At 70.0% G+C, this 24,541-nt stretch carries 26 protein-coding genes and 1 pseudogene; 16 read left to right on the forward strand and 11 right to left on the reverse strand.

The genetic code is table 11. From position 1 onward, the window contains the following. Nucleotides 1-15: 15 nt before the first annotated feature. On the forward strand, nucleotides 16-948 hold the full coding sequence (locus tag QMG86_RS08980) for an inositol monophosphatase family protein (RefSeq protein ID WP_434086164.1): 933 nt from the start codon (nucleotides 16-18) through the stop codon (nucleotides 946-948). Here the strand turns inward: QMG86_RS08980 and cei are convergent, their stop codons facing one another. Beyond that, the gene (cei, locus tag QMG86_RS08985) at nucleotides 949-1,626 is read right to left on the reverse strand and encodes an envelope integrity protein Cei (protein ID WP_281878841.1); all 678 of its coding nucleotides are present in this window, start codon (nucleotides 1,624-1,626) and stop codon (nucleotides 949-951) included. A 376-nt stretch (nucleotides 1,627-2,002) separates the two neighbouring features. Between cei and QMG86_RS08990 the strand changes: the two genes are divergently transcribed. After that, on the forward strand, nucleotides 2,003-2,305 hold the full coding sequence (locus tag QMG86_RS08990) for a DUF4193 domain-containing protein (RefSeq protein WP_014351871.1): 303 nt from the start codon (nucleotides 2,003-2,005) through the stop codon (nucleotides 2,303-2,305). Nucleotides 2,306-2,328: 23 nt separating this feature from the next. Here the strand turns inward: QMG86_RS08990 and QMG86_RS08995 are convergent, their stop codons facing one another. Further along, entirely contained in the window at nucleotides 2,329-2,820 is a 492-nt protein-coding gene (locus QMG86_RS08995; protein ID WP_281880862.1) for a DUF3093 domain-containing protein, read from the reverse strand. Nucleotides 2,821-2,893: 73 nt separating this feature from the next. Here QMG86_RS08995 and dut point away from each other — a divergent pair, with 73 nt between their 5' ends. Together dut and QMG86_RS09005 are read left to right on the forward strand one after the other, a co-directional pair. After that, nucleotides 2,894-3,394 carry a dUTP diphosphatase gene (dut, locus tag QMG86_RS09000; RefSeq protein ID WP_281878842.1) on the forward strand — a complete coding sequence of 167 codons (501 nt, stop codon included), beginning with the start codon at nucleotides 2,894-2,896 and terminating at the stop codon, nucleotides 3,392-3,394. 5 nt (nucleotides 3,395-3,399) lie between these two features. After that, nucleotides 3,400-4,269 carry a DUF3710 domain-containing protein gene (locus tag QMG86_RS09005; RefSeq protein ID WP_281878843.1) on the forward strand — a complete coding sequence of 290 codons (870 nt, stop codon included), beginning with the start codon at nucleotides 3,400-3,402 and terminating at the stop codon, nucleotides 4,267-4,269. A gap of 10 nt (nucleotides 4,270-4,279) precedes the next feature. Here QMG86_RS09005 and QMG86_RS09010 read toward each other — a convergent pair whose 3' ends face one another. Continuing rightward, entirely contained in the window at nucleotides 4,280-4,975 is a 696-nt protein-coding gene (locus QMG86_RS09010; protein WP_281878844.1) for an alpha/beta fold hydrolase, read from the reverse strand. 132 nt (nucleotides 4,976-5,107) lie between these two features. On the opposite strand from QMG86_RS09010, the gene QMG86_RS09015 reads away from it, so the two are divergent. From QMG86_RS09015 to QMG86_RS09025, 3 genes are all read left to right on the forward strand, one after another. Continuing rightward, nucleotides 5,108-5,485, forward strand: a complete 378-nt coding sequence (locus tag QMG86_RS09015) for an OB-fold nucleic acid binding domain-containing protein (protein ID WP_040867807.1) — start codon at nucleotides 5,108-5,110, stop codon at nucleotides 5,483-5,485. A 3-nt stretch (nucleotides 5,486-5,488) separates the two neighbouring features. Further along, nucleotides 5,489-6,181 (forward strand): DUF3159 domain-containing protein, encoded by a 693-nt coding sequence (locus QMG86_RS09020; protein ID WP_281878846.1) that lies wholly within the window; start codon nucleotides 5,489-5,491, stop codon nucleotides 6,179-6,181. A gap of 165 nt (nucleotides 6,182-6,346) precedes the next feature. Beyond that, nucleotides 6,347-6,973, forward strand: coding sequence for a sigma-70 family RNA polymerase sigma factor (locus QMG86_RS09025; RefSeq protein WP_159838028.1), 627 nt, complete (start codon nucleotides 6,347-6,349; stop codon nucleotides 6,971-6,973). A 50-nt stretch (nucleotides 6,974-7,023) separates the two neighbouring features. On the opposite strand, the gene QMG86_RS09030 is transcribed toward QMG86_RS09025, so the two are convergent. Further along, nucleotides 7,024-7,695: a potassium channel family protein gene (locus QMG86_RS09030; RefSeq protein WP_281878847.1), complete on the reverse strand. Its 672-nt coding sequence runs from the start codon at nucleotides 7,693-7,695 to the stop codon at nucleotides 7,024-7,026. 2 nt (nucleotides 7,696-7,697) lie between these two features. Further along, nucleotides 7,698-8,363, reverse strand: a complete 666-nt coding sequence (locus QMG86_RS09035; RefSeq protein WP_159838024.1) for a potassium channel family protein — start codon at nucleotides 8,361-8,363, stop codon at nucleotides 7,698-7,700. 161 nt (nucleotides 8,364-8,524) lie between these two features. On the opposite strand from QMG86_RS09035, the gene QMG86_RS09040 reads away from it, so the two are divergent. Further along, the gene (locus QMG86_RS09040) at nucleotides 8,525-10,513 is read left to right on the forward strand and encodes an APC family permease (protein ID WP_281878848.1); all 1,989 of its coding nucleotides are present in this window, start codon (nucleotides 8,525-8,527) and stop codon (nucleotides 10,511-10,513) included. Between the two features lie 19 nt (nucleotides 10,514-10,532). Then, nucleotides 10,533-11,963 carry a class I SAM-dependent RNA methyltransferase gene (locus QMG86_RS09045; protein ID WP_281878849.1) on the forward strand — a complete coding sequence of 477 codons (1,431 nt, stop codon included), beginning with the start codon at nucleotides 10,533-10,535 and terminating at the stop codon, nucleotides 11,961-11,963. Nucleotides 11,964-11,967: 4 nt separating this feature from the next. Here the strand turns inward: QMG86_RS09045 and QMG86_RS09050 are convergent, their stop codons facing one another. Beyond that, on the reverse strand, nucleotides 11,968-12,771 hold the full coding sequence (locus QMG86_RS09050) for an enoyl-CoA hydratase (protein ID WP_281878850.1): 804 nt from the start codon (nucleotides 12,769-12,771) through the stop codon (nucleotides 11,968-11,970). A gap of 122 nt (nucleotides 12,772-12,893) precedes the next feature. Here QMG86_RS09050 and QMG86_RS09055 point away from each other — a divergent pair, with 122 nt between their 5' ends. Both QMG86_RS09055 and QMG86_RS09060 read left to right on the forward strand, forming a co-directional pair. Continuing rightward, entirely contained in the window at nucleotides 12,894-13,193 is a 300-nt protein-coding gene (locus tag QMG86_RS09055) for a DUF1330 domain-containing protein (protein ID WP_281878851.1), read from the forward strand. A gap of 25 nt (nucleotides 13,194-13,218) precedes the next feature. After that, on the forward strand, nucleotides 13,219-13,584 hold the full coding sequence (locus tag QMG86_RS09060; protein WP_281878852.1) for a VOC family protein: 366 nt from the start codon (nucleotides 13,219-13,221) through the stop codon (nucleotides 13,582-13,584). A gap of 35 nt (nucleotides 13,585-13,619) precedes the next feature. Here the strand turns inward: QMG86_RS09060 and QMG86_RS09065 are convergent, their stop codons facing one another. Continuing rightward, nucleotides 13,620-14,294, reverse strand: coding sequence for an SIMPL domain-containing protein (locus QMG86_RS09065; protein ID WP_281878853.1), 675 nt, complete (start codon nucleotides 14,292-14,294; stop codon nucleotides 13,620-13,622). Nucleotides 14,295-14,468: 174 nt separating this feature from the next. Here QMG86_RS09065 and dxs point away from each other — a divergent pair, with 174 nt between their 5' ends. After that, nucleotides 14,469-16,364: a 1-deoxy-D-xylulose-5-phosphate synthase gene (gene dxs, locus QMG86_RS09070; RefSeq protein WP_281878855.1), complete on the forward strand. Its 1,896-nt coding sequence runs from the start codon at nucleotides 14,469-14,471 to the stop codon at nucleotides 16,362-16,364. 33 nt (nucleotides 16,365-16,397) lie between these two features. On the opposite strand, the gene QMG86_RS09075 is transcribed toward dxs, so the two are convergent. After that, nucleotides 16,398-17,636 (reverse strand): HRDC domain-containing protein, encoded by a 1,239-nt coding sequence (locus QMG86_RS09075; RefSeq protein ID WP_281878856.1) that lies wholly within the window; start codon nucleotides 17,634-17,636, stop codon nucleotides 16,398-16,400. Nucleotides 17,637-17,775: 139 nt separating this feature from the next. Continuing rightward, complete coding sequence (locus tag QMG86_RS09080) at nucleotides 17,776-18,327, reverse strand: DUF3000 domain-containing protein (RefSeq protein WP_281880864.1); 552 nt, start codon at nucleotides 18,325-18,327, stop codon at nucleotides 17,776-17,778. A gap of 218 nt (nucleotides 18,328-18,545) precedes the next feature. Here QMG86_RS09080 and hemE point away from each other — a divergent pair, with 218 nt between their 5' ends. The 4 genes and pseudogenes from hemE to hemQ all read left to right on the forward strand — a co-directional run bounded on the left by hemE (nucleotide 18,546) and on the right by hemQ (nucleotide 22,664). Then, nucleotides 18,546-19,601, forward strand: coding sequence for a uroporphyrinogen decarboxylase (gene hemE, locus QMG86_RS09085; protein WP_434086165.1), 1,056 nt, complete (start codon nucleotides 18,546-18,548; stop codon nucleotides 19,599-19,601). A gap of 390 nt (nucleotides 19,602-19,991) precedes the next feature. Next, nucleotides 19,992-21,353, forward strand: a complete 1,362-nt coding sequence (locus QMG86_RS09090) for a protoporphyrinogen oxidase (protein ID WP_281878858.1) — start codon at nucleotides 19,992-19,994, stop codon at nucleotides 21,351-21,353. A gap of 264 nt (nucleotides 21,354-21,617) precedes the next feature. Beyond that, a pseudogene (locus QMG86_RS33540) lies at nucleotides 21,618-21,686 on the forward strand (hypothetical protein); the annotation flags it as partial. Nucleotides 21,687-21,968: 282 nt separating this feature from the next. Next, nucleotides 21,969-22,664 carry a hydrogen peroxide-dependent heme synthase gene (gene hemQ, locus QMG86_RS09095; RefSeq protein ID WP_063021020.1) on the forward strand — a complete coding sequence of 232 codons (696 nt, stop codon included), beginning with the start codon at nucleotides 21,969-21,971 and terminating at the stop codon, nucleotides 22,662-22,664. Between the two features lie 81 nt (nucleotides 22,665-22,745). On the opposite strand, the gene msrB is transcribed toward hemQ, so the two are convergent. Continuing rightward, nucleotides 22,746-23,189, reverse strand: coding sequence for a peptide-methionine (R)-S-oxide reductase MsrB (gene msrB, locus QMG86_RS09100; RefSeq protein WP_281878859.1), 444 nt, complete (start codon nucleotides 23,187-23,189; stop codon nucleotides 22,746-22,748). Next, nucleotides 23,186-24,529, reverse strand: coding sequence for a glycosyltransferase family 87 protein (locus tag QMG86_RS09105; RefSeq protein ID WP_281878861.1), 1,344 nt, complete (start codon nucleotides 24,527-24,529; stop codon nucleotides 23,186-23,188). Before QMG86_RS09105 ends, msrB begins: the two co-directional genes overlap by 4 nt. Nucleotides 24,530-24,541: the final 12 nt, after the last annotated feature.

Consider the following 24,541-nt stretch of genomic DNA (forward strand, 5'->3'; position numbering starts at 1 on the left):
AGGATGTGTGATGCGATGAAGGGCGTGCCGGAAACCTCATCGCCAGTGTCCGACTACACCCCCGACTCCTTCGTCTCGATCGTCGCGCGCGGCGACGAGGCCGAGTTGCGCCGTGTCGCGGTCGACATCGCCGAGACAGCCGCCGCCCATGTCCGCTCCCGCCGCCCCGAGGTGTTCGGGCCCGCGGGCGCGCACGTCGAAGGCGCGGTGCAGTCCAAGAGCCACGAGACCGACCCGGTGACCATCGTGGACACCGAGACCGAAGAGCTGATCCGCAAGCTGCTCGCCGAACAGCGCCCCGGCGATCCGATCCTCGGCGAGGAGGGCGGCGGCAGCATCGATGACGCGAGCGCGGACACCGTCCACTGGGTGGTGGATCCGATCGACGGCACCGTCAACTTCCTCTACGGCATTCCCGGCTATGCCGTGTCGGTCGCCGCGCTGCGGGGCGGGCGGCCGGTCGCGGGCGCCGTGGTGGATGTCGCGCGGGCGGCGACCTACAGCGCCGGGCTCGGGCTGGGCGCGCTGCGCGTCGACGCCGAAGGCGCGGTGGAGCACCTGCGCTGCACGCCGGTCGAGTCGCTCGCGATGTCGTTGGTGGCCACCGGGTTCGCCTATGGCAGGCATCGCCGGAGCAGGCAGGCGGAACTGGTCGCGCAGGTGCTGCCGCACGTGCGCGACATCCGCCGTTTCGGTGCGGCGGCGCTGGATCTGTGCCATGTCGCGGCGGGCCGGGTGGACGCCTACTACGAGCACGGATTGAACGCCTGGGACTGGGGCGCGGGCGCGCTGATCGCCGCGGAGGCGGGCGCGCGGCTGACGCTTCCGCCCGCGACGGCGCCGGGCGCCGCCGGCGACCTGGTGGTCGCCGCCGCGCCCGGCATCGCCGGCGAACTGGGCGAGTTGCTGGCCCGGGTCGGGGCTACCGAGCCGATTCCGGACCGCTGATCAGCAGTGGGCCTGCCGCGCGGCGTCGAGCAGCTTGATATCGATGGAGGTCGAGTTGCCAGGCGCCGGGTTCTTCAGCGAACGCAGCACCTCCTCGGCGTCGTTGCTGGGCCGGATGTCGCGGAACAGCGAGCCGAGCACCAGATCGACGGTGTCGTCGCCGCGCTGATCCTCGATCAGCTCGGCGCACGGCGCGACCAGCTGCACGGAGGCGGCGGCCGGGCGGCCGTTGACGCCGAAGCGGATCTGTCCGGTGCATTCGAGGTCGCCGTTGACGTATACCGAATCGTTGCCGTATTGCGTTCCGGGTGCGCTCGCGAAGCCGAGGTCGCCTAGCTGGGCGGCAACGTGCGCGGCTTGGCCGCGCTGATTGTTCGCGTTCAGCACGCGCACCTTGCTCGCCGCCAGCGCGGCGGGTTCCACGTCCTGCAGCCGGCTCGCGCCGACCCGCTGGCCGAGCGGAGTCGCTTGCGGCGCACCGGGATCCGAGGCCGGGCTCGGTGAGTTGCACGCCATCGCGGTGTGGTCGGTGTCGTGCGTCGTGAGGGCTTTCACCCAGACGATCCCGCAGATCAAAGCGAGAACGCCGAGCATGATGAGCCAGGGCTGGGGGCGGCGGCGCACGAACGGACGACCTTGCGAATCCGTCGCGCTGCCTTCGGTGATCAGTGAAACCACCAGCACACTCTACGAAAATGTGGCGGGGACGCGGCGCAAGGTCTCGGTGCGTTCCCCGGACGGTGTCGATTGGCCCTCATTTTCGACTCGTGTGGGTTTTGATTGCGACTTTTGCTCCGGGGTCCGCTATTGTCTGGCGGCCCAGATCGAATCACCGGTGCGGAAATCAGTGGTCGGTCGCGGGAACAAGAAGGGCATGTCCTGCGTTTACCCAGCGCTATCGGGAGTGGATCGGCCTGATCCGCCCTGATAGGAGACCGGTGTACGTGTGACGTGCACCACCGGCGGGGCGGTACCGGTCGCGGCGGTTCCGGCAGGAATCGGGTGTGAGCGGACCGGTCCGGGATATACGGAGTTAGGACGAGGGGAAGACGACATGGCAACCGACTATGACGCACCGAGGCGCACCGAATCCGACGATGTGTCGGAGGACTCGCTGGAGGAGCTGAAGGCTCGTCGTAACGAGGCACAGTCCGCCGTCGTGGATATCGACGAATCCGATACCGCGGAGTCGTTCGAGCTTCCCGGCGCCGACCTGTCCGAGGAAGTGCTGACGGTTCGGGTGATCCCGAAGCAGGCCGACGAGTTCACCTGTTCCAGCTGTTTCCTGGTCCATCACCGGAGCAGGCTGGCCAGTGACAAGGGTGGCCAGATGATCTGCATGGACTGCGCCGCCTGAGCTCGACGAGAGCGAGCGAAGTGTCAGCCCGCGCTCGGCAGACCGAGCGCGGCGAGGACCCGTTCGGGCCGCCGCGTACTGACCAGCCAGTACGGCGTCGGATCGTCCGGGTCGTCGAGCACGAGCAAGACCATCGGCCCGACCCAGGGTCGATGCTGGACATAGGCGGCGGGGTCGAGCTGGCGACCCAGCGCCGCGCTTTTCGCGGTGGGGGCGACGGCCGCCGCGCGGGCAACGAAATTCACCGGTAGATGTGCGCGATCGGCGCGTAACTCCGGTGTGCCGTTCGCGTCCGGCGCGACTTCGACGCGGTGCCGGCTCAGCCACAGCAGCACCCAGACCGGCACCGGGAACAACACGACATACGGCAGCCACGCCCGCAGGCCCGGTGCGCCCATGTGGATCTCCGCCGCGAGCAATCCGGTGATGGCGAAGGCCACCGGCCACCACCACAGCGGCACCCACAGGCGCTCCCGGTAGTGGTGCGCGCGCTGCTTTTTCTCGTCCGTCGTCATGGGATTGGGCTGGTCCGACACGAGTCAACACTAAGTCACGAGGGCAAACAGCCTACGCGTAGGCTCGTCCAACGTGAGCGCACTTTCACCCATACCCTTGCTGCGGCTGGACCCCGGCATACCCGTGCCCACGCGCGCCCATGCGGGCGACGCGGGCGTGGATCTGTGCACCACGCAAGACGTCATCCTGGAGCCGGGAGAGCGGGTGCTCGTCGGCACCGGTGTCGCGGTCGCGCTACCGGTCGGCACGGTCGGCCTGATCCATCCGCGCTCGGGTCTGGCGGCCAAGACCGGGCTGTCGGTGGTGAACACCCCCGGCACGGTGGACGCGGGGTATCGGGGCGAGATCAAGGTGTGCCTGATCAACCACGACCCGCGCACGCCGATCGAGTTGCGACGCGGCGACCGGATCGCGCAACTGCTGGTGCAGCGAGTGGAGCTGGTGGATTTCCTGGAGGTCGAATCGCTCGACGAGACGACCCGGGGGGTGGGCGGCTACGGCTCCAGCGGCGGTCACGCGAGCCTGACCGCGCAGACGAACGGGGTGGGCCGGGCGGCCGGCGAGGAGGCATGACGGGAATGTTCGGAAAGCGAAAGAAGTCGAGCCGGGCCGAGGACGACCGGTACGACGAGGCGGAGGACTACGGCGACTACGAGCCCGCCTACGAGGACGAGTACGACGACGACTTCTACGATGACGCTCCCACCGACGAGCGCTCGTACGAGGGCGTGGATCTGAACGTCGACCGTCCGCACGGCCGGCCCGGCCCGTACGACTACGACGAGGTCGCAGAACTGCTCGACGCGGTGTCCGAGCAGCGGCTGGACCTGGGGTCGGTGCTGGTGCCGGTACCGCCGGGCGGCCAGCTGCAAGTCGAGATGACGCCGGAGGGCCAGCCGCAAGCGGTGCACCTGGCGACGGAACACGGCCGGATCACCGTCGCGGCTTATGCCGCGCCCAAGACCTCGGGTCAATGGCGGCTGGTCGCGGCGGATCTGGCCGACTCGCTGCGCAAGGACGGCGCCAGGGTGTCGGTGGAGAACGGACCGTGGGGCCGGGAGTTGCTGGCCCTGACCGAGGGTGCTGACCTGCGTTTCATCGGCGTGGACGGTTATCGCTGGATGGTGCGGCTGGTGGCGGCGGGTCCGTCGGGCGCGGCGAACGACGGCACCCCGCTGGTCAAGGCGGCGCGGGCGGTCCTGAGCGAGACGGTCGTGCGGCGTGGCGAGGACCCGCTGCCGGTGCGCGAGCCGCTGCCGGTGGTGCTGCCGCAGCAATTGGCCGAGCAGCTGGCCGCGGCCCATCAGCAGCAGGTCGAAGCCCAGCAGCAGGCGATGGCCGCGCAGGTGGCGGCGCAGACCGGCGCGCAGCCGGTGGTGCCGCGGATGCCGCAGGGTCCGCGCCGCGGCGCGGACGGATCGGCCATGCAGCAGCTCGGCCTGAACTGAGCCGGGCGACTCACCCGAAGGCGCCGAGCCCCGTGTGTCCGAGGACCGCGGGATCGGCGCCGAGTTCGTCCAGGGTGATCCGATGCAGCCGCGAGCGCGGGGCCAGCGCCGCCCACTCCTCGGCCACCGCGGGCGGATGCACCGGGTCGTCGACCGCGGCGATCACCGCAAGCGGCGGCTCGAAGGTGGCCAGCAGCTCGGCGGCGGGCCACTTGTAGTCGGCGGCCTCCTCCAGTGCCCGCGGAAGGTCCGGCCACTGTGCCCGCCACGACTGGGTCAGCGCGTCCGCCAGCCACCGGGGGCTGCTCGCCCGCATCCGCTCGATCACCGCGGCCAGGCCGTCGGCGCGCAGCTGGGCCGCGGTGGCCGCCGCGCTCAGCGCGGCGGGGCAGGCGGCGGTGTCGGATCCGGTCCAGGCGGGCAGCGCCGCCACCACTCCGACGACACGATCCGGGTGCTCGGCTGCCCACTCCAGGGCGATCGCCGCGCCGAGCGAGATACCGGCCACCAGGACCGGGGCCGCGTCCGCCGCCGCCTCCAACGCGGCCAGGCAACTCGCCACCACCTGGCGCGGGTCCGGTTCCACCGCGACGAAATCCAAGCCGCGTGCGGCGCTGGCGGGCCCGAAGGCGCGCCGCGCGAAGTCGGCGTCGGACCCGGTGCCGGGCAGCGCCACGACGCGGGCGGGGTGTGGGGAGTCGAACATCGGTCCGAGCGTAGCGGGGGTGGCCCGGCCCATCTACAGTGGCGTTGTACGGCCGCAGCAGGTCGTGCGGATCGGATCCCTCACGATGGTGTGCGACCCACGCCATCTGCTCTATGCAGGAGAGCGTGCACAATGTCATCCGCAGCCTCAGGGTATTTTCGACGTCTGGGCCGCAGGCTGACCCAGGACCTCGATCAGCTGGATGCCGAAGAGCTGGCCGAGACCTCCGAGGCCTCGGGCGCGTCGCGCGCGTCGGAGTGTCGGCGCGGTGACGAGGCCACCATGCTCGGTAGGCTCCGCAGTGTCGAAGCATGTCCGAAGTCCGCGGGCGCCAGCGTCCAGGCCGAGTTCTTCGACGGCACCGACGCCATCACACTGGTCTGGATCGGGCGCAGGCGCATTCCCGGCATCGAGCCGGGGCGGCGCATTCTCGTCCGTGGCCGGGTCGGCGACCGTGACGGACGCAAAGTGATCTTCAACCCCTACTACGAATTGCGCGGGAACAGCTGACGTATGCCTTGGAGCGACGACAACGCAGGATCGGACGACCGCACCGGGCTCGACGTGCCCGACCGTGACGAGGAACGTGCCGAGCAGACCCTCCTCGAACAACTCGGCGGTTTCAGCGGCCTGATCTACTCGACGCTCCCCGTCGTCGTGTTCGTTCCCGTGAACAGCTTCGCCGGGCTGGCCGCCGCGATCTGGTCGGCCCTCGGAGTGGCCGCCGCCATACTCCTGTGGCGTCTGGTGCGTCGCGATCCCGTACAGCCCGCCATCTCAGGATTCTTCGGCGTCGGCATCTGCGCTTTCATCGCCTACCGGATGGGCGAGGCCAAGGGGTTCTTCCTCTTCGGCATCTACACCAGCCTTGTGTACGCGGGGGTGTTCCTCGCGTCCATCCTGGTCCGCAGACCGCTGGTCGGCGTCATCTGGGGTGTGCTGAACGGTCATGGGTCCGACTGGCGGTCGGATCCGCGCTCGGTGCGCCTCTACGATCTGGCCACCGCCACGTGGATCCTGGTGTTCGGGGCGCGCTATCTGGTGCAGTCGCAGCTCTACGACACCGACCGCACCGGCTGGCTGGCCTTCGCTCGCATCGCGATGGGCTGGCCGCTGACCGCGGTGGCGCTGGGCGTCACCATCTGGGCGGTGCGGCGTGCGGGCCACCTGCCCGCCAAGTCGGTGGCCGCGGCCGGGCCGGTCTGAGCGTTGACCCGGCGCTCGCGCCCGGCGAAAACCACAGGGGTGGGATAAGTCCCACCGCCGAGGTGAATGCTTCCCCACCCTGGGGTGGCTGGTCGCTCTCCCGAGTTCGTCAGACGATCTATGCGTACCGAAAACACGCACTGATCGGCAAGAAAGGACTCGGACGTGGCTACCGAGCACAACACCGCGGCGCTGCCCAAGACCCACAACCCCGCTCTCTCGGAGAGCCGGCGGGTATCGGCCGAACTGGACAAGCTGATCGGCCCGGCGGCCGCGGGCGATCGCCAGGCGGTCGCCGAGATCATCCGGATCGTGCACCCGCTGGTGCGGCGCTACTGCGGCGCGCGCCTGGGCAACACGGCGCATCTACAGGTCACCGCCGATGACGTGGTGCAGGAAGTCCTGCTGGCCACCGTGAACGCCATTCCGCGCTACCGCGATCAAGGCAAGTCCTTCCTGGCCTTCGTCTACGGCATCGCGGCCAACAAGGTCGCCGACGCGTTCCGCCGCTCACAGCAGCACCCCGCCTACCCGATGGCCGACGTGCCGGACTACGCGTCCTCCGCCGCCGGACCGGAAGAGTGGGCGCTGGCCTCCGAACGACGCGCCGCCACAAAGGAACTCATGAAGGTGCTGGCCCCCGCGCATCGTGAGGTGCTGGTGATGCGCATCGTGCTCGGCTGGTCGGCGGCGCAGACCGCCGAGGCCATCGGCACCAGCCCGGGCGTGGTGCGGGTGATGCAGCACCGCGCGCTGAACAAGCTGCGCGCGGAGCTGCGACTGGCCGCCTAGTGCTCCGGCGGCGCTTCGCCGACGATCCGCGTCCGGCCGTATACGGGGAGTTATGGCCTGATGCCGTAGTTGGCGAGTTCCAGCCGGAGGTCTTCCTCGGCCTCCACCGAAGTGACGAACAGCAGCTCGTCGTCGCCTTCCAGCGCGTCGTCGGGCTGCGGCACGATCACCCGGCCGCCGCGCAGGATGGTCACCAAGGCGGCGTCGCGGGGCAGGGTGAGCGTGCGCACCGGTTTGCCGGCCAGCGAGGTGTCCGCGGGCAGCGTCATCTCGACCAGATTCGCCTGGCCCTGGCGCAGCGTCATCAGCCGCACCAGGTCACCGACGGACACCGCTTCCTCGACCAGGGAGGCGAGCAGCCGTGGTGTGGACACCGCGACGTCCACACCCCAGGAACCGTCGAAAAGCCATTCGTTGCGCGGATCGTTCACCCGAGCCACCACCCGGCGCACCCCGAACTCGGTCTTGGCCAGCAGGCTGTGCACCAGGTTCGCCTTGTCGTCACCCGTGGCCGCGATGACGACCTCGTAGGTCTGCAGCCCCGCCTGCTCCAGCAGGGCCAGTTCGCACGCGTCGGCGTGCACCCAGACCGCGTCCGGGATGGCGGCGGCATCGATGTGTTCGAGCTGACGCTCCAGGAGCATGACCCGGTGCCCGCCGCGCAGGAGTTCCCTGGCGATCGATCGGCCGACAGCGCCCGCTCCGGCGATGGCCACTTTCATGTTCAGTCCTCGCTCGCTGGGGGCTTCGCGGCCAGGGCGACGGCCTCGCCCACGGCACCGGATGCGGCGGCCACGTAGACGATGTCGTCGGCCTGGATGATGGTCTTCTTGTCGGGCAGCAGTGCCTGGCCGAACCGGATGATGAACGCGACCCGGGCGGCGATGGTCTGCTCCAAGTCGCGCACGGTGCGGCCGTACCACTCCTCGTGCAGCGTCAGCTGGGTCACGGCAACCGTTCCGGTCGGGTCACGCCAGGTGGTGGTGCCGGTGTCGCCGATGAGCGCGCGCAGGAAGCGGTCGGTGGTCCACGGGACCGTGGCGATGGTCGGGATGCCGAGCCGCTCGTAGACCGCGGCGCGCTTGGCGTCGTAGATGCGGGCGACCACCCGCTCGACCCCGAACATCTCCCGGGCGACCCGGGCGGAGATGATGTTCGAGTTGTCGCCGGAGGAGACCGCCGCGAACGCGTCGGCCCGTTCGATTCCCGCCTTTATCAGCACATCTCGATCGAATCCGACCCCCGTCACCCGCTCGCCGGGAAAATCGGACCCCAGCCGCAGGAAGGAACTGGAGTCCCGGTCGATCACGGTGACTTCGTGACCTACGCGGACCAGGGCATGGGCCAGCGACGAGCCGACGCGCCCGCACCCCATGATCACTACGTACACCGTGCAACCTCGTTCCTGGAACCATGGTGTTCGGTCTGCTTTGCTGTTCGGTCGAACGCTACCCGTCGAATGATTCCACCGGCCACGTTCCCCCTCCAGCCGGCGAGCAAACCTGCGAGCCACGCGCGCGATCCCCCGTGCGGGGGCCTATGCTCGCTCCAGTGTCCAAGTTGACGACGGCAGCGAAGCGAGTGCTGCTGGGCAGGCCTTTCCGTAGCGACTCGCTGGGTCACACGCTGCTGCCGAAGCGAATCGCGCTCCCCGTGTTCGCCTCCGATGCCATGTCATCGGTGGCCTACGCCCCCGAAGAGATCTTCCTCGTGCTGTCGGCCGCCGGGGTGGCGGCGTACCTGTACGCCCCGTGGGTCGGATTGGCGGTCGCCTTCGTCATGGCGGTGGTCGTGGCCAGCTACCGGCAGAACGTGCACGCCTACCCCTCCGGCGGCGGCGACTACGAAGTGGCCACGACGAACCTGGGACCCAACGCGGGCTTGACGGTCGGCAGCGCGCTGCTGGTCGACTATGTGCTCACCGTCGCGGTATCGATCTCCTCGGCCGCGTCCAACATCGGTTCCGCCATTCCGTTCGTCGCCACGCACAAGGTGCTGTTCGCCGTCGTGGCCATCGCCCTGCTCACCGCGATAAACCTGCGCGGCGTGCGGGAATCGGGCACCGCGTTCGCCATTCCGACCTACGCGTTCATCGTCGGCATGTTCGTCATGCTCGGCTGGGGCCTGTTCCGGATCTTCGTGCTCGGGGAGGAGTTGCGGGCCGAATCGGCGGGCTTCGGCTTGATCGCCGAACACGAGCACCTCTACGGGCTGGCCTTCGCCTTCCTCATCGCGCGCTCGTTCTCCTCCGGCTGTGCCGCGCTGACCGGTGTGGAGGCGATCAGCAATGGTGTGCCCGCGTTCCGCAAACCCAAGTCGCGCAATGCCGCCACCACATTGCTGATGCTGGGCACGATCGCGATCGTCTTGCTGATGGGCATCATCATCCTCGCCCAGAAGATCGGGGTGGTGTACGCGCACAACGTCGAGGACCTGACCGGCGCACCGTCGGACTATCACCAGAAGACGCTGATCGCCCAGCTCGCCGAGACCGTGTTCGAGGGGTTCCCGCTCGGGTTCTTCTTCATCACGACGGTGACCGCGCTGATCCTCGTGCTCGCCGCGAACACGGCGTTCAACGGGTTCCCGGTGCTCGGCTCGATCCTGGCCCAGGACCGTTACCTGCCGCGCCAGCTGCACACCAGAGGCGATCGGCTGGCGTTCAGCAACGGCATCCTGTTCCTGTCCGGCGCGGCCATCGCGTTCGTGGTGCTGTTCGGCGCCGAAGTGACCAAGCTGATCCAGCTGTACATCGTGGGCGTGTTCGTGTCGTTCGTGCTCAGCCAGACCGGCATGCTGCGGCACTGGACCCGCCTGTTGCGCACCGAGACCGACCCGGCGCAGCGCGCGCGGATGAAGCGCTCGCGGGTGATCAACGCGGTCGGGCTCAGCGCGACCGGAGCGGTGCTGGTGATCGTGCTGATCACCAAGTTCTTCGCGGGCGCCTACATCGCCATCTTCACCATGGTCGCGATCTTCGTCGTGATGAAAATGATTCGCAGGCATTACGATTCGGTCTCGCGGGAATTGGACGAGCACGAGTGGGACGGCGTGCTGCCCAGCCGTTCGCATTCCATCGTGCTGGTATCCCGGCTGCATCTGCCCACCCGCCGCGCCCTCGCCTACGCACGCGCCAGTCGCCCGGACACGCTGGAGGCGGTGACGGTGAATGTCGACGAGGCCGACACCAGGGCGCTGGTGCGGGAGTGGGAGAACAGCGACATCACGGTGCCGCTCAAGGTGATCGAATCGCCCTATCGCGAGATCACCAAGCCGGTGCTCGACTATGTGAAGCGGGTGCGCAAGGACGCCCCGCGCGACGTGGTGACCGTGTTCATCCCCGAATACGTGGTGGGTCATTGGTGGGAGCAGGTGTTGCACAACCAGAGCGCGCTGCGCTTGAAGGGCAGGCTGCTGTTCGAGCCGGGTGTGATGGTGACCAGCGTGCCGTGGCAGCTGAGCTCCTCCGCGCGGGCCAGGACGCCCGGAGTGGTGAACGCGCCGGGCGCGGTGCGGCGCGGCTACGAGGACCGGACATGACGCTCGGGGAGCATTCGGCATGAGCGAGCGGCGGACCGGCACGTTCGAGGTGCGGCTCGGGCCGCCGGGGCACGGCGGCTTCTGCGTCGCACGGCACGAGGGACGTGTCGTGTTCGTCCGGCACGGACTGCCCGGCGAGCTGGTGCGGGTGCGGGTCACCGAGGATCGCGGCGGCTCGTTCTGCCGGGCCGACGCCGTCGAGGTGCTCGAGCCGTCCCCGGATCGGGTACCGGCCGCTTGCCCGGTGTCCGGTCCCGGTGGCGCCGGATGCTGCGATTTCTCCTTCGCCACACCGGTGGCCCAGCGCGCGTTGAAGGCCGCGGTGGTGGTCGAACAGTTGCGGCGGTTGGCCGGGATAGAGCGGGAAGTGCTGGTGGAGCCGATCGGCTCCGGCGACGTGATCGGCGGATGGCGCACACGTGTGCGGCTCGCGGTCGACGCACAGGGTCGCGCGGGCGTGCACCGCTACCGCAGCACCGACGTGATCGCGGATCTGCGGTGTCCGCAACCGGTCGCGGGAGCGCTGGACGGGATCGCGGACCGGCAATGGACGCCCGGCGCCGACTTGGTGATCGCGGTGGACGGTGACGGAATCCGGCATGTCGTCGAGCTGGCGCCCGCCGCCGAGGCCGAGCCGGGCAGTCGCGGCGGAGAGCGGCGCGGCCCGGGCGGCAGCCGGGAGGCAGGTGGCCGGGACAAGCGTGGTGGCGGGGGAGCCGGTCGACGCGACCGGCCGCACGGCCGTGACCGGCGCGGGGGACGGCGTGGCGGCGGCGGCGAATGGACTGCCGCGGAGGGCGCCCGCCGCGACGACCGGCGAGCGGCGTCCGCCCGGCGTGCGGCGGCGCACGCGGCGCGCGACGAGTGGGTGTTCGAGGGCAGCGGGCGGGCGGTCGAGTACGTGGCGGGCCGTCGCTGGGAGGTCGCGGCGACGGGCTTCTGGCAAGCACACCGCGGTGCGGCGCAACGGTATTCGGATCTGATCGCGGAGTGGTCGGACCTGCGGCCCGGCGGGCGGGCCTGGGATCTCTACAGCGGCGCGGGGGTCTTCGCCGCGCGGCTCGCCGAGCAGGCCGGACGCACCGGTGTGGTGCTCGCGGTGGAGTCCGCCCGGTCCGCCGTGGCCGACGGCGCCGCCGCGCTGCGCGATCTGCCCTGGGTGGAGCTGCGCGCCCAGCGGGTGGAACGCTGGGTGCAAGAACACGTCGGCGGAGCCGCCCCGGATGTCGTCGTGCTCGACCCACCGCGCGCCGGTGCGGGCAAGGAGGTGATCGGCGCCGTCGCCGCCGGCGGGGCGGCGCGAATCCTCCACGTCGGCTGCGATCCCGCCGCGTTCGCCCGTGACCTGGGCCTGTATCAGGCCGCGGGCTACCGCCTCGCCGATCTGCGTGCCTTCGACGCTTTCCCCGCGACGCACCACGTGGAATGCCTGGCGCTGCTGGAGCGGTGAGCGGTCAGTCCTCGTAGACCGGCGGCCTGCGGTCGCGGCGTGCGCGCATCGCCTCGTCGAAATTGCCGGTGGTGAGGCGGACGTAGAGCTGGGCCGTGCCCTCGTGCTGCATGTGCGATTCGAGTCCGCCCGCCTCCATGCCGCTCCACAGCATGCGTTTGGTGAGCTCGGTGCCCACCCGGCTGAAGCCGATGATGCGTTCGGCCAGGTCGTAGCAGGTATCCAGCAGTTTCGGCCCTGGCACCGTCCGCGAGACCAGGCCGATGCGTTCGGCTTCGGTCGCGTCGACGTCGCGGCCGGACAGCATGATCTCGAACGCCCTCGACGCACCGACCGCGCGGGGCAGCAGATAGCTGAGGCCCAGTTCGGCCGAGGTGAGGCCGTTGTTGATCCCCGCGGCCCGGAAATACGCGTCTTCGGCGGCGATCCGGATGTCGGTGCCGACGGCCAGGCAGAGCCCGCCGCCGATGGCCGCGCCGTTCACCGCGGCGATCACCGGCTGGTGCATCCGCCGCAGCGCGATCAGCACGTCGTTGAGCAGATCCATCGACCGCCGCGCGACACTGGTGACGGTCAGCCCGTCGACGTCCGGCACCTTTCCCGCGCTGGTCAGGTCGGCTCCCGAGCAGAAGCCGTGTCCCGCGCCGGTGAGCACGACCACCCGTACGTCGTTGTCGGCGCGCACCTGCTCGAGCGCCTCGCGCAGCGGAATCATCACGTCGAACGCCATCGCGTTCATCCGTTCGGGCCGATTGAGCGTCACCAGGGCGATATGCGGCCGTGGTGTGTCGACGAGCACGAACGACATGCGACCTCCTGATCGGTGACGACCCCAATATAGGCACGACCGACCCGGCGCAACGGTGAATTCGGGCGCGGCGCCGCGAATCCCGAGCGGGTCCGCGCAACCGTGCAATTAGAGTCACGGCCATGACCGTGTACGTAATCGCGCAACTGAAGTTCACCGACCGCGCCGCCTACGATCGCTACCAGGCGCGCTTCCTGGACGTCTTCGTCCGCTACTCCGGCACGCTGCTGGCCGCCGACGAGTCCCCGCAGACGATCGAGGGTGTCACCGACCGCGAGAAGGTGGTCCTGATGTCATTCCCTGACGAGCCCTCCTTCCGTGCCTGGGCCGAATCTCCCGAATATCAGGAGATCTCGAAGGACCGGCACGCGGGAGCGGACACGGTCAGCCTGCTGGTGCGAGGGCTCGGTCACGGTTCGTGAGCCGGATTTCCGGCACGATGGAGCGATGATTCATCACGTCCAATTGTGCTGTCCCGCAGGCGCGGAAGACCGGCAGCGCGGCTTCTACACCGGAGTTCTGGGGTGGACCGAACTTCCGAAGCCGCCGCTGTTGGCCGCCCGCGGCGGTTGCTGGTTCCGCGTACCCGGCCGGGGCGGCCCGGATGGCGAACTGCACATCGGCGTGGAAGCCGACTTCCGCCCGGCCACCAAGGCCCATCCGGCGTTCGTCGCCGACATCGACGCCACGGCCGAAGCGCTCGCGAGCGCCGGGTATCCGGTCGTCTGGGCCGATCCGGCGGAGATTCCGGGGCGACGGCGGTTCCACACCCACGACGCGGTGGGCAATCGGGTGGAGTTCCTGGCGGGCTGAAGTCGCCGGGCCGGCGCGATCCGGACGACCGGCCGTCAGTCCAGCTGCCAGGTGACGCGGATCCCCGCGGAGATCTCGCTCTCGCCCAGCTCCACCGGGACGGCGGCGGCGCGATACGCCTCGAGCGGCGCGGACATCGACTGCGCGCGCGGGACCGGAGGCGCGGCGGCGGTGTTCTCGGTGATCTCGACCACCTCGCCGAGCGAACGCTGCGCGCGTCGCGCGTACTGCTCGGCCTTGGCGAGGGCGTTCTCCCATGCGGCGTCGCGGGCGCGCACGAGCAAGGACTCCTGGTCGGCGAAGGCGAGGACGAGACCGCCCAGGCGCACGTCGTCACCGCCCGCCTCGACGCAGTCCGCGATGACGGTGCCTGGGCCGGGATCGGCATCCTCGCCGATGTCGCGTAACGCGACCGTCAGCGACGTGCTCGCGAGGTATCCGGTGATGCGGCTGCCCTGTCCCTCGGTCCACACCGTCTCCGTCTGCACCGACAGCCCGCTGGTGGCGATGTCCGCACCCTCCACGCCGTCGGAGCGCAGCGATCGCGCCACCGCGGCCACGCGCTCACCGGCCCGGCTGTAGGCGAGCGCGACCTTGCTCGCCCGTGATTCGACCGAGATCGTCACGCGCATCAAGTCCGGGGTGGCGCGGGCGGTGCCGTGGCCGTAGGTGGTGACGGTGCCTGCGCGCGAATCGGTCTTCTTGGCCACGGAACTCTCCCTTGCTCGGGCTGGGACACCCTGCCACCCTAGGCCGGGTACCGTATGTCGAGGCTCACATTTCGACGCCATGTGGGTTGGTGTGATCGTTCTCGTGCGGGAGCACCAGCCGCCGCTCCGTAGACTGATCGGATCAGATGCGCTATCCGGAGGGAGCTAGTTCAGGTGGGAGTGCTTTCCCGGGTCGACACGCCCGATGATCTGCGCCGGCTGACCGTGCCGGAGGTGCGCGAGCTGGCGGAGGAGATCCGCGAGTTCCTGGTGCGCAAAGTCGCCGCGACCGGCGGGCACCTCGGCCCGAACCTCGGTGTGGTCGAACTCACCATCGCGCTGCACCGGATCTTCGACTCGCCGGCCGACCCGTTGATCTTCGACACCGGGCATCAGGCCTACGTGCACAAGATCCTGACCGGACGCAAGGATCGGTTCGACTCGCTGCGCAAGCAGGGCGGCCTGTCCGGCTACCCGAGCCGCGCCGAGAGCGCCCACGACTGGGTGGAGTCCTCGCACGCCTCGGCGGCGCTGTCCTACGCCGACGGTCTGGCCAAGGCGTTCGCGTTGAGCGGGCAGGACCGGCACGTGGTCGCGATCGTCGGCGACGGCGCGCTCACCGGCGGCATGTGCTGGGAGGCGCTCAACAACATCGCCGCCGCGGACCGCCCGGTGGTCGTGGTGGTCAACGACAACGGCCGCTCCTACGCGCCCACCATCGGCGGCTTGGCCGAGCGGCTGACCGCGCTGCGCACCCAGCCGGCCTATGAGCACGCGCTGGACACCGGCAAGCGCATCTTGAAGAGCATCCCCCGGGTGGGCGAATCGGCGTACTCGATGGTGCACGCGGTGAAGGCCGGCATCAAGGACGCGGTCAGTCCGCAGGAACTGTTCAGCGACCTCGGCCTGAAGTACGTCGGTCCGGTGGACGGCCACGACGTCGTCGCGCTGGAGGCCGCGCTGCGCCGGGCCAAGGACTTCGGCGGCCCCGTCGTGGTGCACACGGTGACGCAGAAGGGCCGCGGCTACGCGCCCGCCGAGAACCATGTCGCCGACCAGATGCACGCCTGCGACCCGATCGATCCGCTCACCGGCGTCCCGGTCGGCGGTCCGAAGGCGCGCGGCTGGACCTCGGTGTTCTCCGAGGAGCTGATCGCGCAGGCGGAGCGCCGCGCCGACATCGTCGCCATCACCGCGGCGATGCCGGGGCCCACCGGCCTGGCGGCGTTCGGGGAGCGTTTCCCCGATCGGATGTTCGACGTCGGCATCGCCGAACAGCACGCCATGGCGTCCGCGGCGGGGCTCGCGCTGGGCGGGATGCATCCGGTGGTGGCGATCTACTCGACGTTCCTCAACCGCGCCTTCGACCAGCTGCTGATGGACGTGGCGCTGCTGAAGCAGCCGGTCACCGTGGTGCTGGACCGCGCGGGCATCACCGGCTCCGACGGCGCCAGCCACAACGGCATGTGGGATCTGTCGGTTCTCGGCATCGTTCCCGGCATCCGGGTCGCCGCGCCGCGCGACGCCGCGACGCTGCGGGAGGAACTGGCCGAGGCGCTGGCCGTCAACGACGGTCCGACCGCGCTGCGCTTCCCGAAAGGCAGTGTGGCCGAGGACATCTCCGCGGTCGAACGGCTGGACGGCATCGACGTGCTGCGGATGGCCCAGCCGGACGGCGGTTCGGTGCAGGCGGTGCATGGTGACGTGCTGCTCGTCGCCGTGGGCTCGTTCGCGGCGGTGGCCCTGGAAGCGGCGAACCTGCTGGATTCCGAAGGGATTTCGGTGACGGTCATCGACCCGCGCTGGGTGCTGCCGGTCTCCGACACCTTGCTGAAACTCGCGGAGAACTATCGGCTTGTCGTCACGCTCGAGGACGGTGGCCTGCACGGCGGCATCGGCTCGACGGTATCGGCCCGCCTGCGCAACTCCGGACTGGACATCCCGACCCGCGAACTCGGGGTGCCGCAACAGTTCCTGGAGCACGCCTCGCGCGGCGAGGTGCACGCCGAACTCGGTCTCACCGGTCCCGACATCGCTCGGCGGATCGGCGGATGGCTGGCCGCTCGCTGAGGCCGGGGCTTCGGCCGGACCCCCGGGCGGCCGCTAGCCCGATGGCGGCAACGCGGCGGCCAGCCGCGGTACGGCCAATTCCCGCTGCCACGGACGGGCGCCGCCGGATTTCAGGTAGCCGTCGACAGCGGAGGGGTCGACCGCGTCGTAGTCGGGCAGCCCGTCCCAGCACAGGCGGCGGACCAGGTCGGGAGCGAGCAGGTTCTCCACCGGTATCGAGTGCTCCGCCGACAGCTCGGACATAGCCGCCCGTGCCCGGGTCAGGCGGGCCGCCGCGGCCGGGTCGCGGCGTTCCCAGCGGTTGACCGGCGGTGGGCCGTCGAACGGCTGGGTGAGCGGCGGCAACTCGCTGTCCGGCAAGGTGCGGCCGCGCTCGATCGCGGCGAGCCATTCGCGGGAGTAGCGGCGCTGCCGCGGACCGCCGAACACCGGCAGCGTGCGCAACTGCGCGATGGACCGGGGTTCGGCCGTCGCGGCCGCGATGATCGCGGCATCCGGGAGGATGCGGGCGGGCGCGACGTCCCGGGCGCGGGCCAGCGCGTCCCGTGTGGTCCACAGCTCGCGCACCACGGCCAGCTGCCTGGTGCGGCGCAGCGTGTGGATGCCCGAGGTGCGCCGCCAGCGCTCGGCCTTCGGCGCGGGCGGGTCCAGGGTGCGGATGTGCTCGAATTCCTGTGCCGCCCAGTCGGATTTGCCCTGCTCATCGAGTGCGGCGGCCACGGCGTCGCGCAGTTCCAGCAACAATTCGACATCCAGGGCGGCGTAATTCAGCCAGTCGGCGGGCAGCGGGCGGGTGGACCAGTCGGCCGCCCCATGCCCCTTGCGTAGCGCGCGGCCCAGCAGCCGCTCCACCATCGCGGCGAGCCCGACGCGTTCGAAACCCGCCAGGCGCCCGCCCAATTCGGTGTCGAACAGCCGGGCCGGACGCAAACCGAGTTCGGCCAGCCCCGGAAGGTCCTGGTCCGCGGAGTGCAGAACCCACTCCAGCCCGTTGATCGCGTCGGCGAGCGGGCCGAGGGCGTCGGTGATCGGGATCGGATCGATGAGGAACGTGCCCGCGCCCGCGCGGCGCAGCTGGATCAGGTACGCCCGCGCCGAGTAACGGAACCCGGAGGCGCGCTCGGCGTCGACGGCCAGGGGGCCGGTGCCCGCGATCAGCCGGGCGGCGGCCGCGCTGATCTCCGCGGCGGTGTCCAGTACCGGTGGCACGCCCTCCAACGGCGCGAGCAGCGGCGTCGCGGCCGAGGGTTCGGATTCTTCTGGTACGGACATGGTGTTGAACTTTACGTGCCGACGCCACGACGCCGCCGTCCTATCGGCGCATAAGTGTGTCGACGGATCGGGCGCGATGGGCCCGGTGTACCGGACGACGGCGGTTCCTGCGCAGGTCACACCGTGTCTGCGGGCGTGCTCAGGGGTGATCGCGGGACAGGCCGGGCGGCACCTGCAGCTGGGTCACCCCGGCCGGCGGCAGTCCCGCCGCGTAGGCCAGCACCTCGCAGAACGCCTCCAGGTGCGGGCGCATGTCGGTGGTGACGGGCGTCCACGAGGCCCGAAGTTCCAGCTGATGGGCGCGTGGCGGACCGGCGATGTCCCCGTAGCGCACCGAGCTGGTCGAGGTCACCGTGCCGCCGAGCGCGGTGAACGGCTCGGTCCGCGACTCCAGCGCGTCCACCAGCCAGCTCCAGGCCACCTCGGGTAGCAGGGGGTCGGTGGCGAGCGCGGCGTCGATGTCGGCCTGGATGTAGGCGACCAGACGTAAGGTGCCGTGCCAGGTGTCGTCGCCGTCCGGATCGTGCAAGAGGATCAACCGGCCGAACGCGTCGCCTTCGGAATCGACCGGTACGACAGGGGTTTCCGGATGGGTGACCTCCGCGCCGATGGCGTAGGAGTACGGTGCCAGGCGTTGCGGCGGCCGGATGGGCGCGAGCTCGATCCGAGGGTGCACGGTTGCGGTGCGCATCGCCTCGACCGCGGCGCGAAACTGAGCTGGCTCGCCCTGTGGTCCTTCGGTCGGTGCGGCGCCGTCGCGGAAGTCGAGCGGTGTCACGGAAGCTGACGGTAGACCTTGTGCACCCGGTGCAGTCGGAGGCGCGCCGCTACGGGCCGTGCGACGTCCGTGCGAGCATCGCTGCCGCCTCCGCGTCCGCCCTCCCGCACGACCCGCATACGATAGCCGTGATGAGCACTCATACCCGCCGCCGGTTGACCGATGCCCCGTTCCTGTCCGCCGCTACCGGCGCGACGCCCAGCAGGCGTCCGGTGTGGTTCATGCGCCAGGCCGGACGCTCGCTGCCCGAATACCGCGAGGTGCGCGCGGGCGTCGGGATGCTCGAGTCCTGCTTCGACCCGGAACTGGTATGCGAGATCACCCTGCAGCCGATCCGCAGGCACCGGGTCGACGCGGCGATCCTGTTCTCCGACATCGTCGTTCCGCTCAAAGCGGCGGGGATCGATCTGGACATCGTGCCCGGCGTTGGCCCGGTGGTCGCCGCGCCCGTGCGGACGGTCGACGACGTGCGCGCGCTGCCCCGGTTGCGTCCCGAGGAGGTCGGGGCGGTCACCGACGGCGTGCGTCTGCTGCTCGACGCGCTGGGGGAGACGCCGCTGATCGGGTTCGCGGGCGCGCCGTTCACCCTCGCCTCCTACCTGGTCGAGGGCGGTCCCAGCAAGAACCACGAGCGCACCAAGGCGATGATGTACGCCGACCCGCAGACCTGGCACGCGCTGCTCGGCGTGCTCACCGACATCACCATCGCGTTCCTGCAGGCGCAGCTCGCGGCGGGCGTCGACGCGGTGCAGCTGTTCGACTCCTGGGCCGGGGCGCTCTCGCTGGCCGACTACCGCAGCTTCGTGCTTCCGCATTCGGAACGTGTGTTCGCCGAGATCGCCGACGCGGGAGTGCCGCGCATCCACTTCGGGGTGGGAACCGGCGAGCTGCTCGGCGCCATGGGCGAGGCGGGCGCCGACGTGGTCGGCGTCGATTGGCGGGTGCCGCTGACCGAGGCCGTTCGCCGCGTGGGGCCGGGAAAAGCGTTGCAGGGCAATCTCGATCCGGCTGTGCTGTTCGCCGGGCCCGCGGCGGTCGAGGCGCAGGCCCGGCGGATCGTGCGGGAAGCGGACGAGGCGATCACCCTCGGCGCCACCGGGCACATCTTCAACCTGGGCCACGGGGTGCTCCCGGAGACCGATCCGGGCGTGCTGACCGCCTTGGTGGAACTCGTTCACGAGCTGTAGGCCGGGCGGAGAAGACCGCCCACAGCCGGGCACGAAGCAGGCGTGCGGACGGAAGTCGTCCAGCGCTTGGGCGCACCATCGATGCGGGCAACGGTGACATGTTCGGACGCCCGGCTGGACGATGGGCTCCAGGGATGGGCCCGCTCCGGGCGCGCCGCACGGCTCGCACAGTCACGCCGACGGAGTCTCGGGCGACTGCGGAAATGATCTCGAGGTGCGTCCACCTGCCCCGAGATCACGTTCGATCGAGGGTTTGCGATGCTCAACGCTCGGTTCGGGCGGTGCTGGTAGCCGGAGGCGGCACTGGCCGCAGTCGCGGGCAGTGTGCCCCGGGTCATCGTGGGCCGACCGTTCGACGGCCGAGGTCGCGGCACACGCTACGGTCGAGGCATGCGTATCGCGGTGGTCGGCGGTGGGATCAGCGGACTGGTGGCCGCGTATCGGTTGCGGACATTGCTCGGGCCGGATGCCGACGTGCTGGTGCTCGATCGCGCCGAACGGGTCGGCGGCATCCTCTACACCGGTGAACTGGCCGGGGAGCCATTGGATCTCGGTGCGGAAGCGTTCGTCGGCCGTCGGCCGGAGGTGCCCGCGCTACTGCGGGAACTCGGGCTCGAGTCGCAGTTGGTGACGCCTGCCGGTCTGCGGCCGCTGGTGTGGTCCTCCGGAGCGGCGCACCCACTTCCGGAGGGCACGTTGATGGGTGTCCCGGCGAACGCCGAGTCGATGCGCGGTCTGGTCGACGCCGAGACGCTGGCACGGATCGCCGCCGAACCCGATCGACCGCTGACCTGGGCCCCCGGCTCCGATGTCGACGTCTACCACCTGGTCGCCGACCGCTTCGGCCCGCAAGTGGCCGAGCGCAGCGTGGATCCGCTGCTCGGTGGGGTGTACGCGGGCAGTTCCCGCTCGATCGGTGTCCGCGCCGCGCTGCCCACCCTCGCCGCCGCCCTGGACGACGGCGCGCCCAGCCTCACCGCCGCCGTCGGAGCCGCGCTGCCGCCGCCCTCGAACGCGCCGGTCTTCGGGGGAATCCGCGACGGCTACCGGGTGCTGCTCGAAGCGCTCGCCGAACGCTCCGGGGCCGGTTTCGTCACCGCGACCCCGGGCACGCGTCTGGCCAGGGGACTGCGTGGCTGGGTGGTGGACCCGATCGGCGCCGTCGACGCCGTGGTGCTCGCCACCCCGGCGCCGGTGACCGCGCGACTGCTGCGGACCGTCGCCCCCGCCGCCGCGGCGGAGCTGGCGGGCGTCGAACTCTCCTCGTCGGCGGTGGTCGCGCTGGCGCTGCACCGCGAGACCGCGTTGCCGCAGAACTCCGGCATCCTGGTGGCGACCGGGGAGCCGCTGCGCGCGAAGGCGTTCACCCTGTCCAGCCGCAAATGGACGCATCTCGCGCAACGCGAAACCGCTCTCGTTCGTGTCTCGTTCGGGAAATTCGGGGACGACTCCCCGCTGTCGTGGCCCGATGCGCAACTGGTGGCCGCCGCCACCGAGGACTTGGCTACCGTCACCGGAGTGGCCGTGGAGCCGATCGAGGCCGTGGTGCAGCGCTGGCCGGGCGGCCTCGCCCAGTACGCGCCCGGCCATCCGGCGCGCGTCGCGGCCGTCGAAGCCGAGGTCGCCGCGCTCGACGGGCTGGCGGTGGCGGGCGCGTACCTGCACGGCGTCGGCGTGCCCGCGTGCGTCGCCTCCGGCGCGGCCGCCGCGCAGCGGATCGCGGAGACGGTCAGCGCGGGCAGCGCACGCTGATCGCAGGCGGGGCCGTCCCAGTCCGGCCCGCCGCGGCAACGAGAGCCGACACGGTACCGCTGCTGTTGGATGTCCGCTTTTCTCGGGCTGCTCGATAATCGGCGCTGAAAATGCCCAGGAATCGGCAATTGAGAACACTTCGCCGACATGCGGAATCAGTGGGATTCGCCGATAGCGTGAGCATCATGCAGCTCTCGCACTCCACCCATATCGGTCTTGCGCACCATCGTGCGGCTCGCGGCGGAGGACGAGAACAGTTCCCGGGTGACCACCAAACTTATCGCACGACAGGTGGGCGCGTCGGAAAAGCATGTGGCCAAGCCGGTTTCCCGGTTGGTCGAGCTGGGTCTGGTGCAGGCGCACCGCGGACGATCCGGCGGATTGTTCATCATCGCGGCCGGGCGCGCCGCTTCGGTGGGACCCGGGCGCACGGCCGGGCCGATCTCTCCGCACTCGAACTGCCCGAGGACGCCGACGGATATGTCTGGTCCCCCGGATTCCTGCGCGACATCCAGGGCCAGCTGTGCGCCCTCGGCATCCCGGCCGCCCGCGTGCAGGTCGAACAGTTCACGCCCGGCGACGCGGGCGCTCCCGGGCGAGTGGCACGATAGTGCTATGGCGCGACTCGACTATCAAGCTCTCAACTCCACCATCCGCTACCTGATGTTCTCGGTCTTCCAGGTGCAGCCCGGAGTGCTGGGCGAGGACCGGGACGCCGCGACCAAGGAGGCGAAGGCGTTCTTCGACGGTCTCGCCGACCGCGACGTGGTGGTGCGTGGCATCTACGACGTGGCGGGGATGCGCGCCGACGCCGATTTCATGATCTGGACGCACGCCGAGCGCGTCGAGGACCTGCAGGCCGCCTACGCCGACTTCCGCCGCACCACCGAGCTGGGACGGGCCAGCGCGCCGGTGTGGAGCAACGCGGCGCTGCACCGTCCCGCGGAGTTCAACAAGAGCCATATCCCGGCGTTCCTGGCCGGTGAGGAGCCGGGCGCCTACATCTGCGTGTACCCGTTCGTCCGGTCCTATGAGTGGTACCTGCTGCCCGACGAGGAACGCCGCCGGATGCTGGCCGAGCACGGCAAGGCCGCGCGTGGCTATCCGGACGTGCGGGCCAACACCGTCAGCTCGTTCGCGCTCGGCGACTACGAGTGGATCCTGGCCTTCGAAGCGCCCGAACTGCATCGCATCGTCGATCTGATGCGCGACCTGCGCGCCACCGACGCCCGGCGGCACGTGCGCGAGGAGATTCCGTTCTTCACCGGTCCCCGCGTGGAGATCGAGCAGCTGATCGCCGCCCTGCCCTGACGTCCACCGGACTTGCCCAGAGTTTTCGGGGCATGCGACGAGCGGTGCCGACTCCGTACGCTGCCGGTGAGCGTCGGGCCGTTACTCCGCTGCGCTGTCCGAGGGGTGCAGTCGCAGAGCGATGGAGTTGATGCAGTAGCGCTTGTCGGTGGGCGTGTTGTACCCCTCGCCCTCGAACACGTGGCCGAGGTGGCTGTGGCAGTTCGCGCACAGCACTTCGACCCGGTGCATGCCGAGCGAGTCGTCCGACCGGAGAATCACCGCGTCGGACGCCGCCGGATCGAAGAACGACGGCCAGCCGCAATGCGAGTCGAACTTCTCGGTGCTGCGGAACAGTTCGGCGCCGCAGGCCCGGCACACGTAGACGCCTTCGGTCTTGGTTTCGGTGTACTCGCCGGTGAACGGCCGCTCGGTGGCGGCCTCGCGCAGCACCGCGTATTCCTCGGGGTCCAGCTTCAACCGCCATTCCTGCGGCGTGAGCTGGATCCGCGGCGCGGGCAGGGACGTGTCGGCTTCGGAGCTCATGGCTCCACGCTAATACGATTCTCCTCCACCGGCGCCGAACCGTTGTGTGGCCTGGGGCTTTCCGCCGGGAGTGCGGTATCGGCCGTGGACGCGGGCCGCTGCGGCGCCGCGCCGCGCGAGTCCGGTGCGGACTTCATCCACGCGGGATCGATGCCGAACGGCAGCCGTCCTTCCCGCCGTGCGGCCAGGTAGCGGTCGCCGAGCACGCAGAATACGACGATGAGCAGCAGGCCCCAACCGAAGGTGATGCGCAGGTACTCCAGATTGCGGCCGATGTGCTGCCAGCGGTCCGACAGCCACTTGTCGTAGCTCATGAACCCGAAGATCGCCAGCCAGGCCGGCCAGTTGCGCAGCACCGAATTGCGCAGCACCACCGTCATCAGGAACGGGAACAGCATCATCGAGTAGTACATCTGCCCGAGCGAGCTGAGCAGGAACGAGGCGGTGAGCAGCACGCCGGAGGAGGTGCAGACGAAGAACAGCTCGTCCTCGCGGTAGTAGCGGTACAGCAGCCACAGCGAGATCAGCACCAGCACGCCGAGCACCGCGCGCATGCCCCAGGTCAGCCACGCGGGCAGCCCGTAGTACTCGCCGTTGCCGACGATCGCGCTGTTGAAGTAGTCGCGGGATTCGAAGAGGTAGGGCGCGGTGCGCGTGAGGAACTTCTCCGGGTCCTTCGACAGCGGCCAGGCGATCGCGGTCAGCGCCAGCGGTACGCCGAGCGCGGTCACGAATACCTTCCATTGTCCGCGGACCAGCGCGATCAACAGCAGGGGAGCGAGCGTCGGCTTGACCGCGATACTCAGGCCGAGCGCGGCGCCGGCCCACAGATCTCGCCGTTTCAGCAGCAGGTGGATGAAGATCAGCTCCGCCAGCAGCACACAGCCGTTGACGTTGGTGAACACCAGCGTGTTGATCACGGTCTCGGACGTGAACATCGCCAGCAGCAGCGCGGGAGCGGCGACCGAGTTCAGCGTGTACCGGAACAGCCGCAGCAGCAGGTACCAGGCGACGAGGATCGCGATCGCGTTCAGGGCGATGAACAGCCAGCGTGATTTCTCGTAGTCGATGACCGCGATCGGCGCGATCAGCAGGGTTCCGCTGGGCGGGTAGAGGTAGTGCGGGTCCACCGAGTCGAAGTTCGCGGTGTAGACCGGCCGTCCGTTCAGGAAGTCGAGAGATGCCTGGTAGACCGGCCGGTAGTCGTCGGTGATGAAGCCGTTGACAGCCTTGATGAAAACCCGGTTCAGCACGGTCATGACCGCCAGGGGCCAGAGTGCGAACTTGATCACCTCGGCGGTGGTGCGAGCGGTCCTGGGCTCGAGCTGTCGAAGGAACACTGGGGCACGGTA

It is taken from the genome of Nocardia sputorum (assembly GCF_027924405.1).
Classification (GTDB): domain Bacteria; phylum Actinomycetota; class Actinomycetes; order Mycobacteriales; family Mycobacteriaceae; genus Nocardia; species Nocardia sputorum.